The 17,307-nt window shown below is 71.3% G+C and carries 18 protein-coding genes; 12 read left to right on the top strand and 6 right to left on the bottom strand.

The annotated features are described in order from the left end of the window. Positions 1-129: 129 nt before the first annotated feature. Positions 130-2,325, top strand: a complete 2,196-nt coding sequence (locus tag AB0C25_RS10010) for a UvrD-helicase domain-containing protein (protein WP_357371499.1) — start codon at positions 130-132, stop codon at positions 2,323-2,325. A 6-nt stretch (positions 2,326-2,331) separates the two neighbouring features. Here the strand turns inward: AB0C25_RS10010 and AB0C25_RS10005 are convergent, their stop codons facing one another. Together AB0C25_RS10005 and AB0C25_RS10000 are read right to left on the bottom strand one after the other, a co-directional pair. Beyond that, entirely contained in the window at positions 2,332-2,997 is a 666-nt protein-coding gene (locus AB0C25_RS10005) for a response regulator transcription factor (RefSeq protein WP_357371497.1), read from the bottom strand. Continuing rightward, entirely contained in the window at positions 2,994-3,842 is an 849-nt protein-coding gene (locus tag AB0C25_RS10000; RefSeq protein ID WP_357371495.1) for a histidine kinase, read from the bottom strand. Before AB0C25_RS10000 ends, AB0C25_RS10005 begins: the two co-directional genes overlap by 4 nt. Positions 3,843-3,954: 112 nt before the next feature. Here AB0C25_RS10000 and AB0C25_RS09995 point away from each other — a divergent pair, with 112 nt between their 5' ends. From AB0C25_RS09995 to AB0C25_RS09985, 3 genes are read left to right on the top strand one after another with little or no spacing between them, the layout of a single operon-like run. Further along, positions 3,955-4,668, top strand: coding sequence for an ATP-binding cassette domain-containing protein (locus AB0C25_RS09995; RefSeq protein ID WP_357371493.1), 714 nt, complete (start codon positions 3,955-3,957; stop codon positions 4,666-4,668). Then, positions 4,665-5,414, top strand: coding sequence for a hypothetical protein (locus AB0C25_RS09990; RefSeq protein ID WP_357371491.1), 750 nt, complete (start codon positions 4,665-4,667; stop codon positions 5,412-5,414). The genes AB0C25_RS09995 and AB0C25_RS09990 overlap by 4 nt, the downstream gene beginning before the upstream one ends. After that, a complete protein-coding gene (locus tag AB0C25_RS09985) occupies positions 5,411-6,049 on the top strand; it encodes a hypothetical protein (protein ID WP_357371489.1) in 639 nt (212 codons plus the stop codon). The genes AB0C25_RS09990 and AB0C25_RS09985 overlap by 4 nt, the downstream gene beginning before the upstream one ends. Before the next feature lie 120 nt (positions 6,050-6,169). On the opposite strand, the gene AB0C25_RS09980 is transcribed toward AB0C25_RS09985, so the two are convergent. Beyond that, positions 6,170-6,769, bottom strand: a complete 600-nt coding sequence (locus tag AB0C25_RS09980; protein ID WP_357371487.1) for an XRE family transcriptional regulator — start codon at positions 6,767-6,769, stop codon at positions 6,170-6,172. Positions 6,770-6,873: 104 nt separating this feature from the next. On the opposite strand from AB0C25_RS09980, the gene AB0C25_RS09975 reads away from it, so the two are divergent. Next, complete coding sequence (locus AB0C25_RS09975) at positions 6,874-7,518, top strand: methyltransferase domain-containing protein (protein WP_357371485.1); 645 nt, start codon at positions 6,874-6,876, stop codon at positions 7,516-7,518. 73 nt (positions 7,519-7,591) lie between these two features. On the opposite strand, the gene AB0C25_RS09970 is transcribed toward AB0C25_RS09975, so the two are convergent. Then, a complete protein-coding gene (locus AB0C25_RS09970; RefSeq protein ID WP_357371483.1) occupies positions 7,592-7,900 on the bottom strand; it encodes a hypothetical protein in 309 nt (102 codons plus the stop codon). Between the two features lie 267 nt (positions 7,901-8,167). Continuing rightward, a complete protein-coding gene (locus AB0C25_RS09965; protein WP_357371481.1) occupies positions 8,168-8,434 on the bottom strand; it encodes a hypothetical protein in 267 nt (88 codons plus the stop codon). A gap of 115 nt (positions 8,435-8,549) precedes the next feature. Between AB0C25_RS09965 and AB0C25_RS09960 the strand changes: the two genes are divergently transcribed. From AB0C25_RS09960 to AB0C25_RS09930, 7 genes are all read left to right on the top strand, one after another. Further along, positions 8,550-9,401 (top strand): ATP-grasp domain-containing protein, encoded by an 852-nt coding sequence (locus AB0C25_RS09960; RefSeq protein WP_357371479.1) that lies wholly within the window; start codon positions 8,550-8,552, stop codon positions 9,399-9,401. An 86-nt stretch (positions 9,402-9,487) separates the two neighbouring features. Continuing rightward, positions 9,488-10,705 carry a toprim domain-containing protein gene (locus tag AB0C25_RS09955; RefSeq protein WP_357371477.1) on the top strand — a complete coding sequence of 406 codons (1,218 nt, stop codon included), beginning with the start codon at positions 9,488-9,490 and terminating at the stop codon, positions 10,703-10,705. Between the two features lie 12 nt (positions 10,706-10,717). Beyond that, positions 10,718-11,128, top strand: a complete 411-nt coding sequence (locus tag AB0C25_RS09950; RefSeq protein WP_357371475.1) for a hypothetical protein — start codon at positions 10,718-10,720, stop codon at positions 11,126-11,128. 346 nt (positions 11,129-11,474) lie between these two features. Further along, a complete protein-coding gene (locus AB0C25_RS09945; RefSeq protein ID WP_357371473.1) occupies positions 11,475-11,990 on the top strand; it encodes a hypothetical protein in 516 nt (171 codons plus the stop codon). A 50-nt stretch (positions 11,991-12,040) separates the two neighbouring features. Next, a complete protein-coding gene (locus AB0C25_RS09940; RefSeq protein WP_357371471.1) occupies positions 12,041-12,565 on the top strand; it encodes a hypothetical protein in 525 nt (174 codons plus the stop codon). A gap of 8 nt (positions 12,566-12,573) precedes the next feature. After that, positions 12,574-13,788, top strand: coding sequence for an MAB_1171c family putative transporter (locus AB0C25_RS09935; protein WP_357371469.1), 1,215 nt, complete (start codon positions 12,574-12,576; stop codon positions 13,786-13,788). Further along, positions 13,785-14,645, top strand: coding sequence for an oxygenase MpaB family protein (locus AB0C25_RS09930; RefSeq protein ID WP_357371468.1), 861 nt, complete (start codon positions 13,785-13,787; stop codon positions 14,643-14,645). Before AB0C25_RS09935 ends, AB0C25_RS09930 begins: the two co-directional genes overlap by 4 nt. Before the next feature lie 15 nt (positions 14,646-14,660). Here the strand turns inward: AB0C25_RS09930 and AB0C25_RS09925 are convergent, their stop codons facing one another. Beyond that, complete coding sequence (locus AB0C25_RS09925) at positions 14,661-17,297, bottom strand: tetratricopeptide repeat protein (RefSeq protein ID WP_357371466.1); 2,637 nt, start codon at positions 17,295-17,297, stop codon at positions 14,661-14,663. Between the last annotated feature and the right edge of the window lie 10 nt (positions 17,298-17,307).

The following is a 17,307-nucleotide window of genomic DNA, read 5'->3' as shown; positions in this document are numbered from 1 at the left end:
GCAAGGCATTGAGATTCGCGTCTCTGGCGACAGAATTCCTGGCCGATGAGGAGAATGAGTTCTATGCTCGCTCGGGAATAGGCTGCGGCTCATCCGCGGCCCGGGGGACCACAAGCACAGGGATTGCGAATGCGCCAGGATTCTGCTCTGCACCACAGCACTGCTGGCGAAGGCGAAGGCACACCCGAAGGCGAAGGCACACCCGAGGGCGAATCACCAACTGCCACGGACGACGTCGCCCGGCGATCAGCGGTCGCTGAGGAACAGGCATTTCTCGACCTCGCCACGGCCCGGCGCGACGGGTTGGCCGACCACCTCCGGGTGGAGCTTGCGGCCGAGGCTCTGGACCCGGTGGAACAGGCCCGGCAGCGCATGCTCGGTCAGCGGTACGAAGAGCTGCGGCAAGCACGGGAGGGGCTGGTCTTCGGCCGCCTCGACGGCCTCGACGGCACCGTGCGACACGTCGGCCGCATCGGTCTTCGCGACGACGGCGAGGACGATGAGCCCCTGCTGGTGGACTGGCGTGCGGCCGCGGCGCGGCCCTTCTACACCGCGACGCCTGTCGACCCGCAGGGCCAGGCCCGGCGCCGACACATCCGGACGAGCGGATCGACGGTCGTCGGCGTCGACGACGAGCCACTGGACGGGACCCTGTCGGCGGAACTCGTCGGTGAGGGCGCTCTCCTGGCGGCCCTCGACCAGCGACGCACCGGCCGCATGTCGACGGCGATCGCCACGTTGCAACGCGAACAGGACGACATCATCCGGGCCGAGGCGACCGGTCCGCTGATCGTTCAGGGCGGGCCTGGCACCGGCAAGACCGTGGTCGCCCTGCACCGCGTCGCCTACCTGCTGTTCGCCCGCCGGACAATTGCCGACCAGGCGGTCCTGGTCCTCGGCCCCTCGCCACGGTTCCTCGAGTACATCGCCCAGGTGCTGCCCGCGCTCGGTGAGACCGCGGTCGTCTCGGCGACCAGCGACACGCTGCTGCCGGGGATCCGGGTGGGCCGCGACGAGAGCCGGCAGCTCGCCGAGATCAAGGGCCGCGCCCTCTGGCAGTCCACGTTGGAAAGCTACGTCACGTCGCTGCTCCCCCGTCCTCGTGAGCTGAAGCTGCGCTGGCAGGGCGAGTTCCACGCCATTCCCGCCGAGACGGTGGCGCAGGCGCTCGCCTCGGCGGTGCAGGGCCGGCCGTACCATCGGGCCCGCGCGGTCTTCGCCGAGCAGCTGCACCACCTCCTCGCCGACGCCGTCGTCGAGCAGCGCGAGACGCTGATGAACGAGATGGAGGAGGGCTTCGAGGACATCCTCGCCCGCGTCGACCGGGGCATGACACGCGAGCACCACTCCGGCCGGACCTCCACCGGCAGTGACGTCGACGGCGTGCTCTCCGAGGAGGAGGTCGAGGATCTCCGTTCTCGGATCGCCGGCAGCGCCAGCATCGCCCGGTTCGTCGAGGCCTGGTGGCCCACCCTCGACCCCGAAACCCTGCTGGGCGCCCTCCTGACCGACCGCACCCTGCTGGCCCGGTTCGCCCCGCGGCTGTCCCCGGCGGAGGTCAACGCTGTCTCGGCCGAGCCGACCCCGTGGGCACCGAGCGACATCGCCCTGCTCGACGCCCTCGCCGACCTGCTGGGCGAGGTCGCAGCCCCGCAACCACCTGGCGAGTTCGTCGCCGACCGCGCCCGCCGGCAGCGCGGCTGGGTGTACGGCCATGTGGTCATCGACGAGGCGCAGGAGCTGTCCGAGATGCAGTGGCAGATGGTCGTCCGGCGCTGTCCCAGTCGCTCCATCACGGCGGTCGGTGACATCGACCAGGCGGAGGCGGCGCACCGGCACCGCAGCTGGGCGGAAGCGGTGCAGGCTGTCTTCGGCGATCGGTGGACCGCCGCGGAGCTGACCATCTGCTACCGGACCCCACGCGAGGTCATGGATCTGACCGGGCCGGTCCTGACGAAAGCTGGCAGCCACAACACGCCGCCGCGGGCGGTACGCTCCTCCGGCATCGCCCCCTGGGAGCTCACCACCACACCCGCCGAGCTTGCCGACACCGCCGTCCGGGCGGTGCGACAGCTTCGGCAGCGGTGGCATGGCGGCACGGTCGGCGTCATCGCCCCCGCCGACCGCATCAGCGAACTCCTGGCCGTGCTGAGCGACGTGCCGGTGCTCACCGCGACCCAGGCCAAGGGTTTGGAGTGGGACGCGACGCTTCTCGTCGACCCCCAGGGCATCGCCGCCGAACCGCGCGGCTGGAACGGCCTCTACGTCGCGCTCACCCGGTGCACCCAGGAACTCGGACAGGTGATCCTCGCGCCGGCGACGTAGCTCGGTTCAGCGGCGTGGCCGCACCAGGCCCGCGTCGAACGCCGCGATCACCAGCTGCGCCCGATCCCGTACGGCCAGCTTCGCCATCAGGTGCGTGATGTGCGTCTTCACCGTCTTCACCGAGATGACCAGCGCGGTGGCGATCTCGTCGTTCGACAGGCCGCCACCGATCAGCGTCAGCACCTCCACCTCACGGCCGGTCAGCCGCCGCAGCGCCGACGTCGGTCGATCCGGTCGGGGCGCCGTGACGTAGTGCGCGACGAGCCGCGTGAGGATCGACGGCGCGAACAGCGACTCGCCACGGTGGGTACGACGGATCGCCTCGATCAGTTCGTCGGGGCGGGCGTCCTTGAGCAGGAAACCGGATGCTCCCGCGTGCAACGCCTCGTAGACGTACTCGTCGAGCTCGAACATGCTCAGGACCAGGACGCGGGCGGTGGACAGGGCGGGGTCGGCACAGATGCGCCGGGTGGCCGTGAGGCCGTCCAGGTGCGGCATCCGAACGTCCATCAGGACGACGTCGGGGCGGGTGGTACGGGCGCACGCCACGGCCCGCGCGCCGTCACCGGCCTCGCCGACGACGGCCAGGTCCGGCTCGTTGTTGATGATCATGGCGAGGCTGTGGCGCAGCAGCGCCTGGTCGTCCACCAGCAGCACCCGGATGTCGCTCACGCCGCCTCGTCCCGGATCCGCGCGGTGAGGCGGAAACCCCCGTCGACGCGCTCCGCCGACAGGGTGCCGCCGAGACTGCCGACCCGCTCCCGTAACCCGGCCAGCCCGTGTCCGGCGCCCGGCGCCGCCCGCCAACCGTCGAGTGACGGGCCGGTGTCCGCCACCGTGACCACCACGTGGGTCCCGTCCCGGTACACCCGTACCCGCGCGTCCGTCGGTCCCGCGTGCCGCGCGGCGTTGCTGAGCGCCTCCCGCACGGTCTTGCAGACGGCGACCTGGACACCCTGCGACACCGGGCCGAGCGGCTCGACCGTCAGCCGCGCCCGAACCCCGGCCAGCGACGCCCCGTGCACGATGCCGGGCAGGTCGTCGAGGTTGTCCACCGGCGCACGGCGGCTGGCGGCGGACGGCTCCCGCAGGACGGTGAGCATGCGGCGTAGCTCGGCGGTGGCGTGCCGGCTCGCGTCCTCGATGTCGGTGAGCGCCACCTGCACCTCGGTCGGCTTGGGTAGGTGCCGGGTGGCCGCCGCGCGGACCGTGATCAGACCCAGGCCGTGCGAGACGATGTCGTGCAGGTCGCGGGCGATCCGCAACCGCTCGGCGAGCACCGCCTCGGAGGCGGCCCAGGCGGTCAACCGCGACTCGTAGGCGGTGCGGTCGGCGCGGGACCGCCGCACCGCCCACATCGCGGCCGCGACAGCGCCGCCGACGATCAGCGACGGCAGTACGACAGCGAGCGGGCCCTGCGTGCCGACCGTACACATGGCCATCACCAGCACGCTGACCACCGCGGCGACCACCGGCACGGTCCTGGACCGCCCGGAGGGGCGCGGGTGGACGTTCACCTCCCCGACTGTAGTTCTCAGACCAGGGTCTGACGGTCCGTGGACCGACCGGGCCGGCGGGATCCGAGGACGGTCCGATGTGTGCGGGCCTGATCGCCTGTTGACTCGAGCCATGATCACGATCGATCGCGTCAGTAAGACCAAGAGCGGGACGCGGATCCTGCACGACGTCACCTTCGAGGCCCGACCCGGCCGGGTCACCGGCTTCCTCGGGCCCAACGGAGCCGGCAAGACGTCGACGCTGCGGATCCTGCTCGGGCTGGACAGACCGCAGGGCGGGACCGCGCTGATCTGCGGACGCCCGTACCGGACACTGGACCGCCCGCTGACGACTGTCGGCGCCCTCCTCGACGGCAGTGGCGCGCACCGGGCTCGCACGGCCCGCGCCCACCTGCGCTGGGTGGCCGCCAGCAACGGCCTCCCGGACTCCCGCGCCGACGAGGTCCTCGAGACCGTGGGCCTGACCGGCGACGCGCGCAAGCGGGCCGGCCGTTTCTCCCTGGGGATGAGCCGCCGGCTCGGGCTCGCCACCGCGCTGCTCGGCGACCCGGAGGTGCTGGTCCTGGACGAGCCGGTCAACGGGCTCGACCCGGCCGGGATCCGCTGGATGCGCGGATTCCTGCGCGACAGCGCCGTGCAGGGCCGGACCGTCCTGCTGTCCAGCCACCTGATGGGCGAGTTGGCGGAGACCGTCGACGACGTCGTCGTGATCGACAAGGGTCGGGTGGTGACGCACGGCAGGCTCGCGGACATCACCGGCGGTCACCGCACCCTGGAGGACGCCTTCTTCGCGCTGACCGCCACCGAGGCGGGTGGCCCGTGGTGAACCTGGTCCGCGCCGAACTCCGCAAACTGCTCGGCCTGCCCACCGCCTGGGTCGGTCTGGTGCTGGGCACACTCGTCGCACCGGTGGTCGTCCTGCTGAACGCGCCGTACACCCGCCGGGCGATCGCCGCCGGCACGCTCACCGACACGTCCGACCTGGGCCTGCGCGACCTGGGTATCGGCCTCATCGGTCCGATGGTCCTCGGCGTCATCGTGGTGAGCAGCGAATACACGTCCACCGGTCGGGACGCCCCGGGCGCCCGCCAACTCACCGCCACGCTCGCCGCGGTGCCCCACCGGCTGCGGCTGCTCGCGGCGAAGACCATCGCGCTGGTGCTTGTCGTCGCGGCACAGGCAGCGGTCACGACCGCCGCCACCCTCACCCTCACCCAGGCGCTGCACGGCGAACATGTGCCGGTACCCGCTCCGGCGCGAGTCGCCGCCGCGATCCTCTACTGGACGCTCACCGCGCTCCTCGCGTACGCGATCACGCTGATCACCCGCAACGGCATCGTGCCGCTGACCCTGCTGATCATCAACAGCTCCGTGGTATCCGTGTCGTACCTGCTGACAAAGGTCACCGACCTCGCCTCCTACCTGCCGGACATCGTCGGAGCACAGATGTTCATCCGCGAGTCGGACTTCCCCGTCGAGGTTCCTCCGGTGACCGCCGGCCTGGTGATGACGGCCTGGATCGCCGCGTTGCTCGCGGTCGGCGCCGTCCTGTTCCAGCGGCGCGACGCGTGAACACCGTCCGCGCCGAACTGCGCAAACTGCTGACCCTGCCGTCGTTGCGCCGGACCGCGCTGCTGACCTGGGCCGCCACCGTCCTGCTGACGTACGCGTACGCGTCCGCCGAGGCCTCCGGCGAGAAGCTCGGCGACGCCGCCCTGGCCCCGCTCGGCTACACCCAGGCCGGTTTCCTGGTGCTCGGCCTGCTGGCCGCCACGTCCGAGTACCAGGAGGGCGACCAGATCCGGGCCACGCTGCTCGCGATGCCCCGCCGTCTGCCACTACAGGCGGCGAAAGCCCTCGCGCTGGCTGCTCTGACGCTCCCGGTGGCCACCGCGACGGCGGCCACCAGCACCCTGCCGGCCGGTGAGGCGGCCCGGATACCCGCCGCGGCCGCGTACCTGACGCTCACCACACTGCTGGCGGCGGCAGTCGCCACCGTCGTGCGCCGTGCCGTGCCCGCCACGATTGCGCTGCTCGGTCTGTACTTCATCGCCGGCCCGCTGCTGCGGGCCGGATCCCCCGCGAGCGCCCCCTACCTGCCGGACACCGCTGCCCTCGACCCGTCGCACGGCGCCGCCGCCACGATCGCGTGGACGTTCTCCGCCCTCACGCTGGCCGCGCTGACGTTCCGTCGCCGCGACGCGTGACACCCCGGTCGTCCGCCGCGTCACCTGGCCTTAACCGGACCCGGCACCGCGACGTCCGCCATCGCCCGCAGCCCCGCCAGCCTCGCCGCGCTCGTTGCCGTCGCCCCGCCCACGGACGCGTCACCAACTGGATTCGTGCCGTTGGGGGGCGGCGCGAACGTGTGCCCGCTCACCCTGTTTGCCGACGAGGCTGAGGAACTCCACGGGTCCTGAGCTGGTGGCGCCGAACCAGTGCGGGGTACGGGTGTCGAACTCGGCGGCCTCGCCCGGTTCGAGGATGAGGTCGTGCTCGCCGAGCACGAGTCGGAGTCGGCCGTTGAGGACGAACGCCCAGTCGTAGCCCTCGTGGGTGCGCAGGTCGGGTTCGGCGTCGTCGCGCCCGGTCGGGAGGACGAACTTGTAGGCCTGGATGCCTCCGGGCCGGCGGGTCAGTGGCACGACCATGGAGCCGTCGCTGGTGGGTAGCGGACGCATGTTGATGCGTGGGTCGCCGGTCGGCGGCGCGTCCACGAGTTCGTCCAGGGTGACGCCGTACGCGCGGGCCAGCGGCAGCAACTGTTCGAGGGTGGGACGCCGGAGGCCGGCCTCGAGCCGGGAGAGGGTGCTTGTCGAGATGCCGGTCTCCGCGGCGAGGTCGGTCAGGGTGATGTCGCGGCGCTGCCGCAGCTGCTTGAGCCGCGGCCCGACGGCGTCGAGGGTGCGGTCCGTTGACTCGTCCATGAGCCCAGTTTGCCATTTGGCAAAAAGTTTTGCGGATCCGTCCGCTCCTGGTCACTGTTGAGCGGCTGCGGCCACGCCGGCCGTACCACCAAGGGAGACGCGCGATGACCCACTCGTTCGACAAGGGGTACTGGGACCAGATCTGGGACGGCGATCGTGCCACCGCCATGGCCACCAGCCCACCCAATCCACACCTGGTGCGGGAGGTCCGCGACCTTCCGCCCGGAACGGCGCTCGACGTGGGCTGCGGCGCCGGGTCCGAGGCCATCTGGCTCGCCACCGAGGGCTGGCAGGTCACCGCGGCCGACATCGCCACCGCGGCACTCGCCCGCGCCGCCGAGCGCGCCGCCGCCAGCGGCGTCGCCACCCGGGTGCGCTGGGTCGAGGCGGACCTGTCCCGGTGGCAGCCGGACGCACGGTACGACCTGGTGACCACCCACTATGCGCATCCCGCGATGCCGCAGTTGGACTTCTACGACCGCATCGCATCCTGGGTGGCCCCCGCCGGCACCCTGCTCATCGTCGGCCACCTCCACCACCAGGACCACGCCTCCGGCGCTGGGCATGGGCACGATGAATCCGAGCCACCCGCGTCGGCCTCGGTGACAGCCGCCGACATCACCGCGCGCCTCGACCCGCTCGTCTGGGAGGTCGTGACCGCTCGGGAGTCACACCGGGCCGTGCCGGGGCACGGCGGCCACGCAGTCTCGATCCACGACGTGGTCGTGCGGGCCAGCCGCCGCTCCTGACCTGCGCAGCCGATCGGCTCTCGGCACCGCGCGGTCCGGGTGAGGCGTGACTGCGTGGCCCCGTTGGTGTCCGCTAGCGGAAGCTGGGCGCCATGCTGTCGCTGGAGTGCCGGCCGCCTCGACCCGCACAGTAGGCGTACGACCAACCTCCAGTCACGGCGTTCTTCCAATTGCCGGTGGCGACAGTCTCGTTGGCACACCGGGCGGTGGCGCGCACCTGCGTGCCGCTGGAGTATCCGGTGCAGCTGACCCCGTAGGTGTTGGAGTCCCACCACTCATCGCAGCTACCGGCCGCCGAGGCCGGTGTGGCACCGACGGTCAGGAGGGTGCCGGTCGCCAGGGCAAGTGAGGCCAGAGCCATTGCTGCACGTCTGCGAACCATGATGCTCCTTTGTGGATGGATTGCCCCCAGAACGCCTTCCAGAAAACCGAAGCCGAGGGGACACCGTCGAAACCGATCGTGCCATCCCGCTCTCCGACGCGCCACACGGAGGGGATCGGCGCAGGTGTCGTGGCAAGGACGCGCTGTCAGGGGCCGACGATGATGTCGCGGACCAGGGGCGTGAAAGCGGACCGTCCGCCGTCGTCGACCGCGACAACCACACGTACGAGGTCACCATCATCCGGCGACGCGCGGACGACTGGCGATCTACGGTTGGGGTGGGAGACGTGCATGCCTGGTGGAGATGGCCATGATTTCGGCAACGGCCTCGCGCCAGTGCATCGCCTCGCGGTCCGCGCCGAGATGGAGGTGCTCGGCGCAGAACCAGTAGGCGTTTTCCGGGTGGCCGACCCAGCTTGCGGCCGCGCGTCTCGCGAATGCCGCTTCCTCCTCAGCGTTCACGGCGAAGTACACCAGAGTGAATTCGGTCGCGCTGCCTCTCGATCCACAGACCAGGCAGTTCGGGGGCATCATCCGGCAATTGTGACCCAGAGCGCGTGTGGTTTGTGGGGAGGTCGGGGGTGCCACACAGTGCGGCCTAACGAATACCGGGTGGAATCCGTTGTGCTGGCTGCGGCAGGATGCCCGGATGATGTTGCTGGTCCCCGCGAACCCCCTCCGGCCGCGCCGGCCCGACGACCACTTCGCGCCCGAGGCGCACGCGGCTCGCGCCGCCGGGATCGACGTCGCGGTGGTCGACCACGACGCGTTGGCCCGCGACGAAGCGCAGGCAGCGGTCACAGCCGTGCCCGCCGGCGCCGTCGCCGTCTATCGCGGGTGGATGCTCCGCAGCGACAGGTACGCGGGCTTCGCCGACGCCCTCGCCGCCCGGGGCGTGACCCTGCGCACCAGCGCCGAGCAGTACCACCGCGCCCACGAACTCCCCGGCTGGTACGACGACCTCGCCCCGGTCACCCCCATCTCCACCTGGACGACAGGCGCGGAGCGGACCGCGTTCGACGAGGCCCGGACCAGGCTCGGTAGCGGCGCCGCGGTGCTGCGCGACTACACGAAGTCGATGAAACACCACTGGCACGAGGCAGCCTTCATCCCCGACCTCGCCGACGCCGACCCGGCCTGGCAGGTCGCCACCCGATTCCGGGAACTCCGCGCGGACGACTTCACCGGCGGCTTCGTCCTGCGCGCCTTCGAGCGCTTCACCACCACCGAGGTACGCACCTGGTGGATCGGGGGCGCCTGCGTACTCGTCGGCGCGCACCCCGACACCCCCGACGACCTCCCACCCACCGGCCTGGACCTCACCACGCTCACTCCCCTGGTCGCCGCCCTCGACCTGCCGTTCGTCACCGTCGACCTCGCCCGTCGCGACGACGGCGTCTGGCGGGTGATCGAACTTGGTGACGGCCAGGTCAGCGACCGACCCACGAGCATCAGCGCCGACGACTTCATCGCGGCCCTCTGGGCCGGCGGGCCGCAGTAGTACGCGCTCATCGCGCGGGAGCCCGGGCGCAGCGTTCGTGGCGAGATGGGACCGGTTGACGCTAGCGTGGAGACCGGAGGTGGGCCATGGGCGCTCCTCAATCCCGTCATCCCCCGGTACGCGGCAGCGGTCCCGAGTTCGCGCGGCTGCTGGCGGCCGTCGAAGCCGCGGTGACGTACTACCGCGCCCAGCTGAGCCAGACCGACGGCCCGCGCGCCTATCTCGCCCAACGCGGCCTCGGTGTCCTCGTGCGACGGGAGTGGCCGTGGCGGGTCGGATACGCCCCACCGGACTGGAGCGCGCTGACCGACCACCTGCTCGCCGCCGGCTTCACGGCGGAGGAGTTGGTCGGAGCTGGCCTGGCACGGCGCACCCGGTCCGACCCGAACCGGCTCATCGACGTCTTCCGCGACCGGATCATGTTCCCGGTGCGGAATCCCGCCGGGCAGGCCGTGGCGTTCCTCGGCCGATGCCGCCCTGCGTCGGCGGTGCGCGTACCGAAGTACATCAACAGCCCACGGACCGCGATCTACGACAAGAGGCACCTACTGTTCGGCATCGCCGAGCAGCAGGAGCGTCTCAGCGCGCAATGGACACCGGTCCTGGTCGAAGGGCCGGCCGACGTCCTCGCGGTCTGGCTGTCCTACTCCCGGTCGGGGGCCTCGGGGGCGGTGGCTCTCGCGCCCTGCGGCACCACACTGACCGACGAGCAGGCCGCGACACTGCGCAACCTGCCCGGCGCCGCCCGGGGCGTCGTGGCGGCATTCGACGCGGACCCGGCGGGCTCCCGCGCCGTGGACCGGGCCTGGCACCTGCTGCGGAAGCAATTTCCGCCCGGCCCGCTGCTGGTGGCCGAGTTCGCCGCCGGCGCCGACCCGGCCGACCTGCTCCGCCGGCCGAACGGCAGGGCCCAGCTGCGGGCCGCCCTGCGGCGGCGGGCCCGGCCCATGCTGGACGCGGTGCTCGACCACCGCCTCACCCGACTCGTCGAGCGCCATCCCCGTCTGCTGGAGGACGTCGACGGCCGGTGCGCGGCCGTCCGCGTCCTGGTGCCGCTGCTGTTCCAGGCCGCCAGCCCGGATGACGCGATCCGGCTCGCCCGACGCATCGTCGCTACGACCGGGGCCGGTGTCGACACCGTCGCGATCGCCGCGGTCGCGCACCTGGAGGACGCGCTGCACGATCTCGACCCGTTCACCGCGGCCAGGGGACGCCACGGCGAGGGCCGGCCGGCGTCCCGGGTCGCTGATCAGCGTGCCGATGACGTACGGCGACTGGGCTCACCCGGACCGGCGCGGACGTAGGAGGATGTCGCGGTGGCCCATGAGCATCGCGTCTTCTTCAATCCACCGCCGTCGACGCCGGCCGAGGTGCACGCCGCATTCGACCGTGGTGATCTGCCTGCCGCGCTGGACGCCATGGTCGGCACCGCGCTGTACGGCGACGGAGACTGGCGGGAGGCGCAGGAGCTGCATCTTCGGCTGCTCGAACACGAGGATCACCAGGTCAGCGCCCTCGCCGCGACCTGTCTCGGGCATCTCGCGAGGGTCTACGGTCAACTGGACGAACGCCGGGTGGTCGCCGCCCTGCGCCGAGCGCTCGCACTGCCCCAGGTCGGCGGCACCGCCGAGGACGCCCTGGAGGACATCCGGACGTTCCTCCACCCGCGGCGGACCCGGTGGCGCCGACGGGCCCGTACCGCGATCCGCCCCTGGCGGTGGATCTGACGCCACGGCAGCAGGATGAGGTGGCAGCGTGACGTGCCGTCCGGGGTGCGGGTGCCGGTGACGTCCGCCCCTCCGCCACCGGCGAGCCGCGTCAGCAGTGCTGCAGGAGGAGTCCCCCCGTCCTGCTCCTCACGAAGCTGACCCCTCCCACGGCCCCTCCCCGTTCTGGCGGACCTCGGGTTCGCCCGCCACGCAACGGGTGTTGAGCAGATTGGCCGACCGCTCAACACACGTTGCTCCAAACAGGAGCGAGCATACGCTCACGTTCCGTGCACGTGTCAACATCTGTTTCGTCGAGGCATGCATCTGCGACACTGTCGTTTCGGTGCCTGGAGGGTGAAGAATCATGGCCGATGATCGGCACGCAGAGCAGGATTTGCCGCCCCTCGACACACTGGCCGCGAGGCTCGAATACCTGTTCGACGAGATCCGCCCCAGCCGGGATGAGCTCGGCGATTCCGACGAGCCCGGTCGCAAGTACACGAACAGAGAGATCGCCGACAGGATCAACGAAGCCGCGGCCGAGACGGGTGTCACCATCAGCGCCGCCTACATCGGAGAGTTGCGGCGCGGTGTGGCACGCGATCCCCGCACCTCACACGTGCGCGCCCTGGCTGCCGCCTTCGGCGTGAACTCGGGCTACTTCGTCGACGACGCGGCGGCTCGGCGGATACAGGACCAGATCACGCTTCTGCGCGAGCTACGTCGGATGGACGTCAAGCAGGTGGCGCTGCGCCAGGTGCTCGCCGACAACGGGCTCTCCGCGACCGACACCCAGCTCATCGAGCAGATGGTGGTCCGCCTGCGGGTCGTGGCCGAGAATGCTGCCGCAAGCGGATCCGCGCCCGGGGAGCGCAGATAGCCGTGCACATCCTTCGGTGGGAGTACGTCGACGAGCAGGGGAACGCTGACGTGAGGTTGAACCGATTGCGCAAGCGCTGCGAGCGGATCGTCGCCGAACTCGAGGTGCCGGAGCCATCCGACATCCAGACACTGTGCGACGCGCTCGGCGAACGTCGCGGCCGGCCCATCCACCTGGTGCCGATCAAGCTGCCGGCGCAGACGGTGTGCGGAATGTGTGTGCCGACCGGCGACTTCGACGCCATCTTCTTCGAGCAGGACACCTCGCCGCTGCACCAACAGCTGATCATCGGCCACGAGCTGGGTCACCTGCTCGCCGGGCACCGGGCGACCGAGGTACTGGACGCGGACGCGTCCCGACTGTTGCTGCCGGATCTCGACCCGCAACTGGTGCAGCGCAGCCTCGGCCGCAGCAACTACGCAGCGGCAGAGGAACGCGAGGCGGAGATGATCGGCTCGCTGCTCCTTCGGCGGCTCCGTGGCGGGCGCGGCGACGTGGACGACGAACCGCTGGATGGCCAGGACGCCGAGCTGTACGGCCGGCTGCGGCACTCACTCGAGCACCCGCACTGGTAGGCGCGACGATGGATACCGCCCTCTACACCGTGTGCGCCGTGGCCGGCTGGATCGCCGTCGGCTACATGGTGCGACTCCAGCGCCGGCACCCGAGCCCTGCCCGCCGTGCGATCTGTGTGGGCCTCGGGGCGTTCGCCGCCGGGATCACCGCCGCCATCCCGCCGATCGCGACCGCGATCGATCAGGCGTCCGGCCTGTCCAATCTGGCCAAGGTCATCTCCCATGGCTGCGCGCTGACCATTTCCGCCAATGCCGAGATCATGCTCCTGCACCTCGCGCTCCCCCCGGCGAAGGCCGCCGCCCGTGCCCGCGTGTGGGTGTGGGTCACCGGGCTCGCGTTCCTCGTCATGGCCGGCCTCTTCGCCTACACCCTCGGCTACGACGACCCGGTGCTCCTGACCGTCGAATACGCGACCGACCCCGTCGTGACCGCGTACCTGCTGATCTTCCTGATGCTCGGCTTCTTCGCCTACTGCTTCGACATCACCCGGCTGTGCTGGAGCTTCGCGAAGATCTGCGGTCGACCCTGGCTGCGGCGCGGCCTGCGCATCACCGCGGTGGGGGCGGCCTTCGCGCTGCTCTACAGCACCAACAAGATCGTGTACCTCATCGCCTACTGGGCCGGCTACCAACCCACCGGCGAGCGGCAGATCGCCGCGGTCCTGGTGACCATCGGCGCGCTGCTCATCACGATCGGCCTCACCATGCCGGCATGGGGACCCACCCTGCGGATCACGCGACGGTGGGAGGACTTCCGCTCCTACCGGCGGCTGGAACCGCTCTGGCGGGACCTCATCGCGGCCCTGCCCGAGCTGGAACTCGACCCCGCCCTACGCCGGCCCCTCACGGCGGTGCGCGACATCGACTACGCACTGACCCGCCGGGTCGCCGAGATCCGCGACGGCCGCCTGGCGCTGCGCCCGTACAGCGACGTCAGTGTGACGGCGCTGGCGGAGCAGTTCGCCGAGCAGGCCGGACTGGCCACGCGGGAGCGTCGGGCGGCCGTCGAGGCGGCACACCTGGCCTGCGCGCTGCGTCGGCACGGCTCAGGTCTCGTGGCCGCCATCCCGCACCCTGCCGACGAGTTGCACCGCCCCGACGATGGTTACGCCGGCGAGGTGGCCTGGCTGACGCTCGTCACCGACGCCTACGCCCGCTCGCCGGTGGTGGCGCAGACGCTCGCCGCGACCGGCAGGCTCACCGCTGGAGAGGCTCACCGATGAGAGGCCGCTACGCGAACCTGACCCGTACCCGCGCCCTGGACCCGGAGCGCGACTACCTGGACATCTACCAGACCATGCTGCGTCACGAGTTTCCGTGGGACCTGAAGCTCGGGCTCAACCTGGCCTTCAACAGGTCCTTCTCCATCCCCGCCATCGCCGCCGTGCACACGACCACCGGCGAGCTGACCGAACGCACCCAGAAGCGCATCGACGACACCGGCCTGCTGATGTACGAGATGGTGCTCAACGGGTTCGAGCAGCCTCGGGGCCGGGACGCGTTGCGGCGCGTCAACCAGATCCACCGCCCGTACGACATCAGCAACGACGACTTCCGCTACGTCCTGGGTTGCCTCGTGGTGGTCCCGACCCGGTGGTTGCAGGCGTATGGCTGGCGCCCGCCCTGCTGCCACGAGCGGCAGGCCACGTACCTGTTCTACCGGGAGCTGGGCCGGCGGATGGGCATCACGGACATCCCTGGGTCGTACGACGAGTTCGAGACCTGGTTCGACGCCCACGACGCGGCTCACCTGCAGCCCAACGACGACGCGGCCGCCATCGAGCGGGCCACCCGGATGCTGATGCTCACCCGGATCCCCCGGACGCTCGCACCGCTGGGAAACGCGCTGGTCAGTGCGATGTACGACGCGCCGCTCCGCCGCGCGATGCGGGTTGACGCGCCGCCGTGGCCGGTCCGGGCTGGCCTGCACGTCGCGCTGAAGGCGCGCGCGAGGGCGCAGCGGTGGTTCGGAGCGCCCCGGACGACGGCGTTGTTCGCCGACGGGATCAACACCAAGAGCTACCCCGACGGGTACGAGATCAACCAGCTCGGTCCGCGGCCCGGCCGCGTACAGGAGTAACGCCCGCCGCGGTGATCAACCGCAGCTCACGGTGCGCACCAGCAGGTGCGCCGGCAGGTCCGGGCTCGCGTGCTCGACGGCGAGGCTGTCGAGCGCGGCGAGGTGAGCACGAATCTGTTCGGCCTCGGGCATGTCGAGGTCGGTGTAGAGGGTGAGCGCCCGTTGGAAGTGGTCACGGGCGGAGGTGGGCGCCCCCAGAGCGCGGTGGGCGTGACCGAGGCCGGCGTGGCTGCGGGCGTGCTCGTGATACGCGCCGATCTCGACGACGATCACGTGTGCCGCATTGTGGTGGGCAAGGGCGTCGGCGGCGTCGCCCGTGACGCGGGCCGCCTCGGCGATCCCGTTGAGCGCGCTGGCTTCCCCGTACCGTTCGCCGGTCTCGCGGAAGATGTCCAGCGACTGCTGGTGGTGGCTGCTGGTCTGACCGAGACGGGTGTGCAGCGTGCCGAGGCTGTTCAGCGTCCACGCCACACCTGTGTGATTGCCGAGTTGGCGGTACATGGCCAGAGCCCGCTCCAGGTGGATCCCGGCGGCCCGGTGCCGACCCAGCCGTATCTCGATGTCGCCGAGAGTGTTCAGCGTCCAGGCTTCGCCGGTACGGCCGCCGAGTTGCTGGAACAGAATCAGGGACCGCTGCACGTGCTCGGCGGCCAGACCGTACTGACCCAGTTGCGCTTCGACCTCACCGAGGTTGTTCAGCGCGTGAGCCTCCCCGGCGTGGTGGCCGGCCTGCCGGAACAGGGCCAGGGCCTGGCCGTAGCTGGCGGCGGCGGACCGGTTGCGGCCGAGCTGCGACTCGATGACACCGAGGTTGACAAGCGCACGGGCTTCGCCGACCTGGTTGCCGACCCGTCGAAACAGGCTCCGGCCCTGCTGGAGGTACTCGGTGGCCGGCCCGTACCGGCCGAGCTGCGCGTAGGTGGCGCCGAGGCTGGTCGAGGCGTGGGCCTGTCCGGCTGAGTCGCCGGCACGGCGGGCGGCGGTACGCGCGTGCTCGTGGATGGCCAGGGCGTCAGTGGGATACCCACCGTGCAGGTACTGGAACAGACTGGCCGACAGCCGGGTGGTGTGGGAGGGCCAGCCGTGGGCGGCGGTGTGCGCGGCGACGGCGACCAGAGTCGGACGTTCGGTGTCCAGCCAGCCGCGGGCGGTGTCCGAGTCGAGCGGAGCCGCGAACGGCGCGCCACCGGATGGCGCCTCGCGGTGCGACCCGGCCGGGTACAGGACGTCCATGGCCGCGGCGGCGGTGGCCACGTAGTAGTCGAACAGACGGGTCAGGGCGGCCCGCCGTTCGGGTGGTGGGTCCTCGTCGCCGCACCGGCTGGCGGCGTACGCGCGAATGAGGTCGTGCAGGGCGTACCGGCCGGGGGCGGCCTGTTGCAGGAGGTGGTCCCGGTGGAGGCGACCCAGGTGAACCTCCGCGTCGGACGGGCGGACGCCGGCGAGGGCAGCGACGGCCCGGGCGTCGAAATCATCGCCAGGATGTGCCGCCACGACACGCAGCAGCCGTCGCCGCTCGGTGGGCAACTCCCGGTAGGACAGGTCGAACGCGAGCTCCACGCTGACGTCGAGGCGCCGCTGCTGGTGACGCTCGTCGAGCCGGTCGGCGTGATCGGTGAGCGTCCAGCCGGAGGTGCCTCTGAGGTGCGCGTTGACCAGCCCGAGCGCAAGCGGGAGATGGCCGCACCGCTGCGCGATCCGGGCCACCGCATCCGGGTCGGGGCCGCCGGGGAGGGGCGGGCCACCCCCGGCGAGCAGCGCGGCTGACTCGTCCGGAGTGAACAGGCCCACGGTGAGCAGCGTGGCGTGTGGTAGTTCGCTGAGGTCGCGTCGGCTGGTGATCAGCACCGGGCAGCCCGGGATGCCGGGCAGCAGCGGGCGGGCCTGTTCGGCGTCGCTGGCGTTGTCCAGCACCACCAGGGTGCGGGTGCCGGCCAGGAGGCGGCGGTAGGCGGCAACCCGGGCGGGCAGGTCGTACGGGATCTGCTGGCCGGCGACGCCGAGCAGGCGCAGGAAGCCCTCCAGGACCGAGGCTGGATCGGCCGGCGGTTGAGCGGGGTCGGGGTGGAATCCGCGCAGGTTGACGAAGAGGATCCGGTCGAACGGTCTCCGCCGGTGCAGGGCGTGCGCGGCGTGGATGGCGAGTTGGGTCTTGCCGACGCCCGCCATGCCCTGGATCGCCAGCACGACCGGGCCGCCATCCAGGTCGCCCCTGCGAAACTCCCGCCGGAGCCGGTTCAGCACGGCGGTACGACCGACGAAGCCGGCGAGGTCCTGCGGCAGGTTGTCCTGGACCCGTACCTGCGCTGCCGCCCGGGCCTCCCCGCCGGCGACTCGAAGCGCCTGCCGCCACTGCGCCACGTACCCGACGTCCGGGTGCAGCGCTTCGACGACGGCGATCACCAGATCGGTGTTGAGCCGCCGTCGCCCGCCCTTGAAGCAGTCGGCGACGGTCGTCCTCCTGGCCAGCACGCCACCGGTCGGGCCGGCGGCCTTCCCGGCCGCGTTGATCCGACTCTTGATCGTGTCGTAGGACGGGTCACCAGCCCAGACTTTCAACATCCGTAGTCGTTGGGCCACCTCGTCCAGTGAGTCGGCGGGTCCGGGATCCGGCGGAGCCACACCGCTTCCACTCGACAGCGACTCGGTCACGGCGGCTCCT

It is taken from the genome of Micromonospora sp. NPDC048839 (assembly GCF_040649915.1).
Taxonomy (GTDB): domain Bacteria; phylum Actinomycetota; class Actinomycetes; order Mycobacteriales; family Micromonosporaceae; genus Micromonospora.
Note: the sequence above shows the minus strand (reverse complement) of the source record. Positions and strands in the feature narration are given on the sequence as shown.

Excerpts from the sequence above, each read along its gene's own strand:
- AB0C25_RS10010 (WP_357371499.1), top strand. The coding sequence starts at position 130 with ATGCGCCAGGATTCTGCTCTGCACCACAGCACTGCTGGCGAAGGCGAA.
- AB0C25_RS09995 (WP_357371493.1), top strand. The coding sequence starts at position 3,955 with ATGATCACGATCGATCGCGTCAGTAAGACCAAGAGCGGGACGCGGATC.
- AB0C25_RS09980 (WP_357371487.1), bottom strand. The coding sequence starts at position 6,769 with ATGGACGAGTCAACGGACCGCACCCTCGACGCCGTCGGGCCGCGGCTC.
- AB0C25_RS09975 (WP_357371485.1), top strand. The coding sequence starts at position 6,874 with ATGACCCACTCGTTCGACAAGGGGTACTGGGACCAGATCTGGGACGGC.
- AB0C25_RS09970 (WP_357371483.1), bottom strand. The coding sequence starts at position 7,900 with ATGGTTCGCAGACGTGCAGCAATGGCTCTGGCCTCACTTGCCCTGGCG.
- AB0C25_RS09965 (WP_357371481.1), bottom strand. The coding sequence starts at position 8,434 with ATGATGCCCCCGAACTGCCTGGTCTGTGGATCGAGAGGCAGCGCGACC.
- AB0C25_RS09960 (WP_357371479.1), top strand. The coding sequence starts at position 8,550 with ATGATGTTGCTGGTCCCCGCGAACCCCCTCCGGCCGCGCCGGCCCGAC.
- AB0C25_RS09955 (WP_357371477.1), top strand. The coding sequence starts at position 9,488 with ATGGGCGCTCCTCAATCCCGTCATCCCCCGGTACGCGGCAGCGGTCCC.
- AB0C25_RS09945 (WP_357371473.1), top strand. The coding sequence starts at position 11,475 with ATGGCCGATGATCGGCACGCAGAGCAGGATTTGCCGCCCCTCGACACA.
- AB0C25_RS09935 (WP_357371469.1), top strand. The coding sequence starts at position 12,574 with ATGGATACCGCCCTCTACACCGTGTGCGCCGTGGCCGGCTGGATCGCC.
- AB0C25_RS09930 (WP_357371468.1), top strand. The coding sequence starts at position 13,785 with ATGAGAGGCCGCTACGCGAACCTGACCCGTACCCGCGCCCTGGACCCG.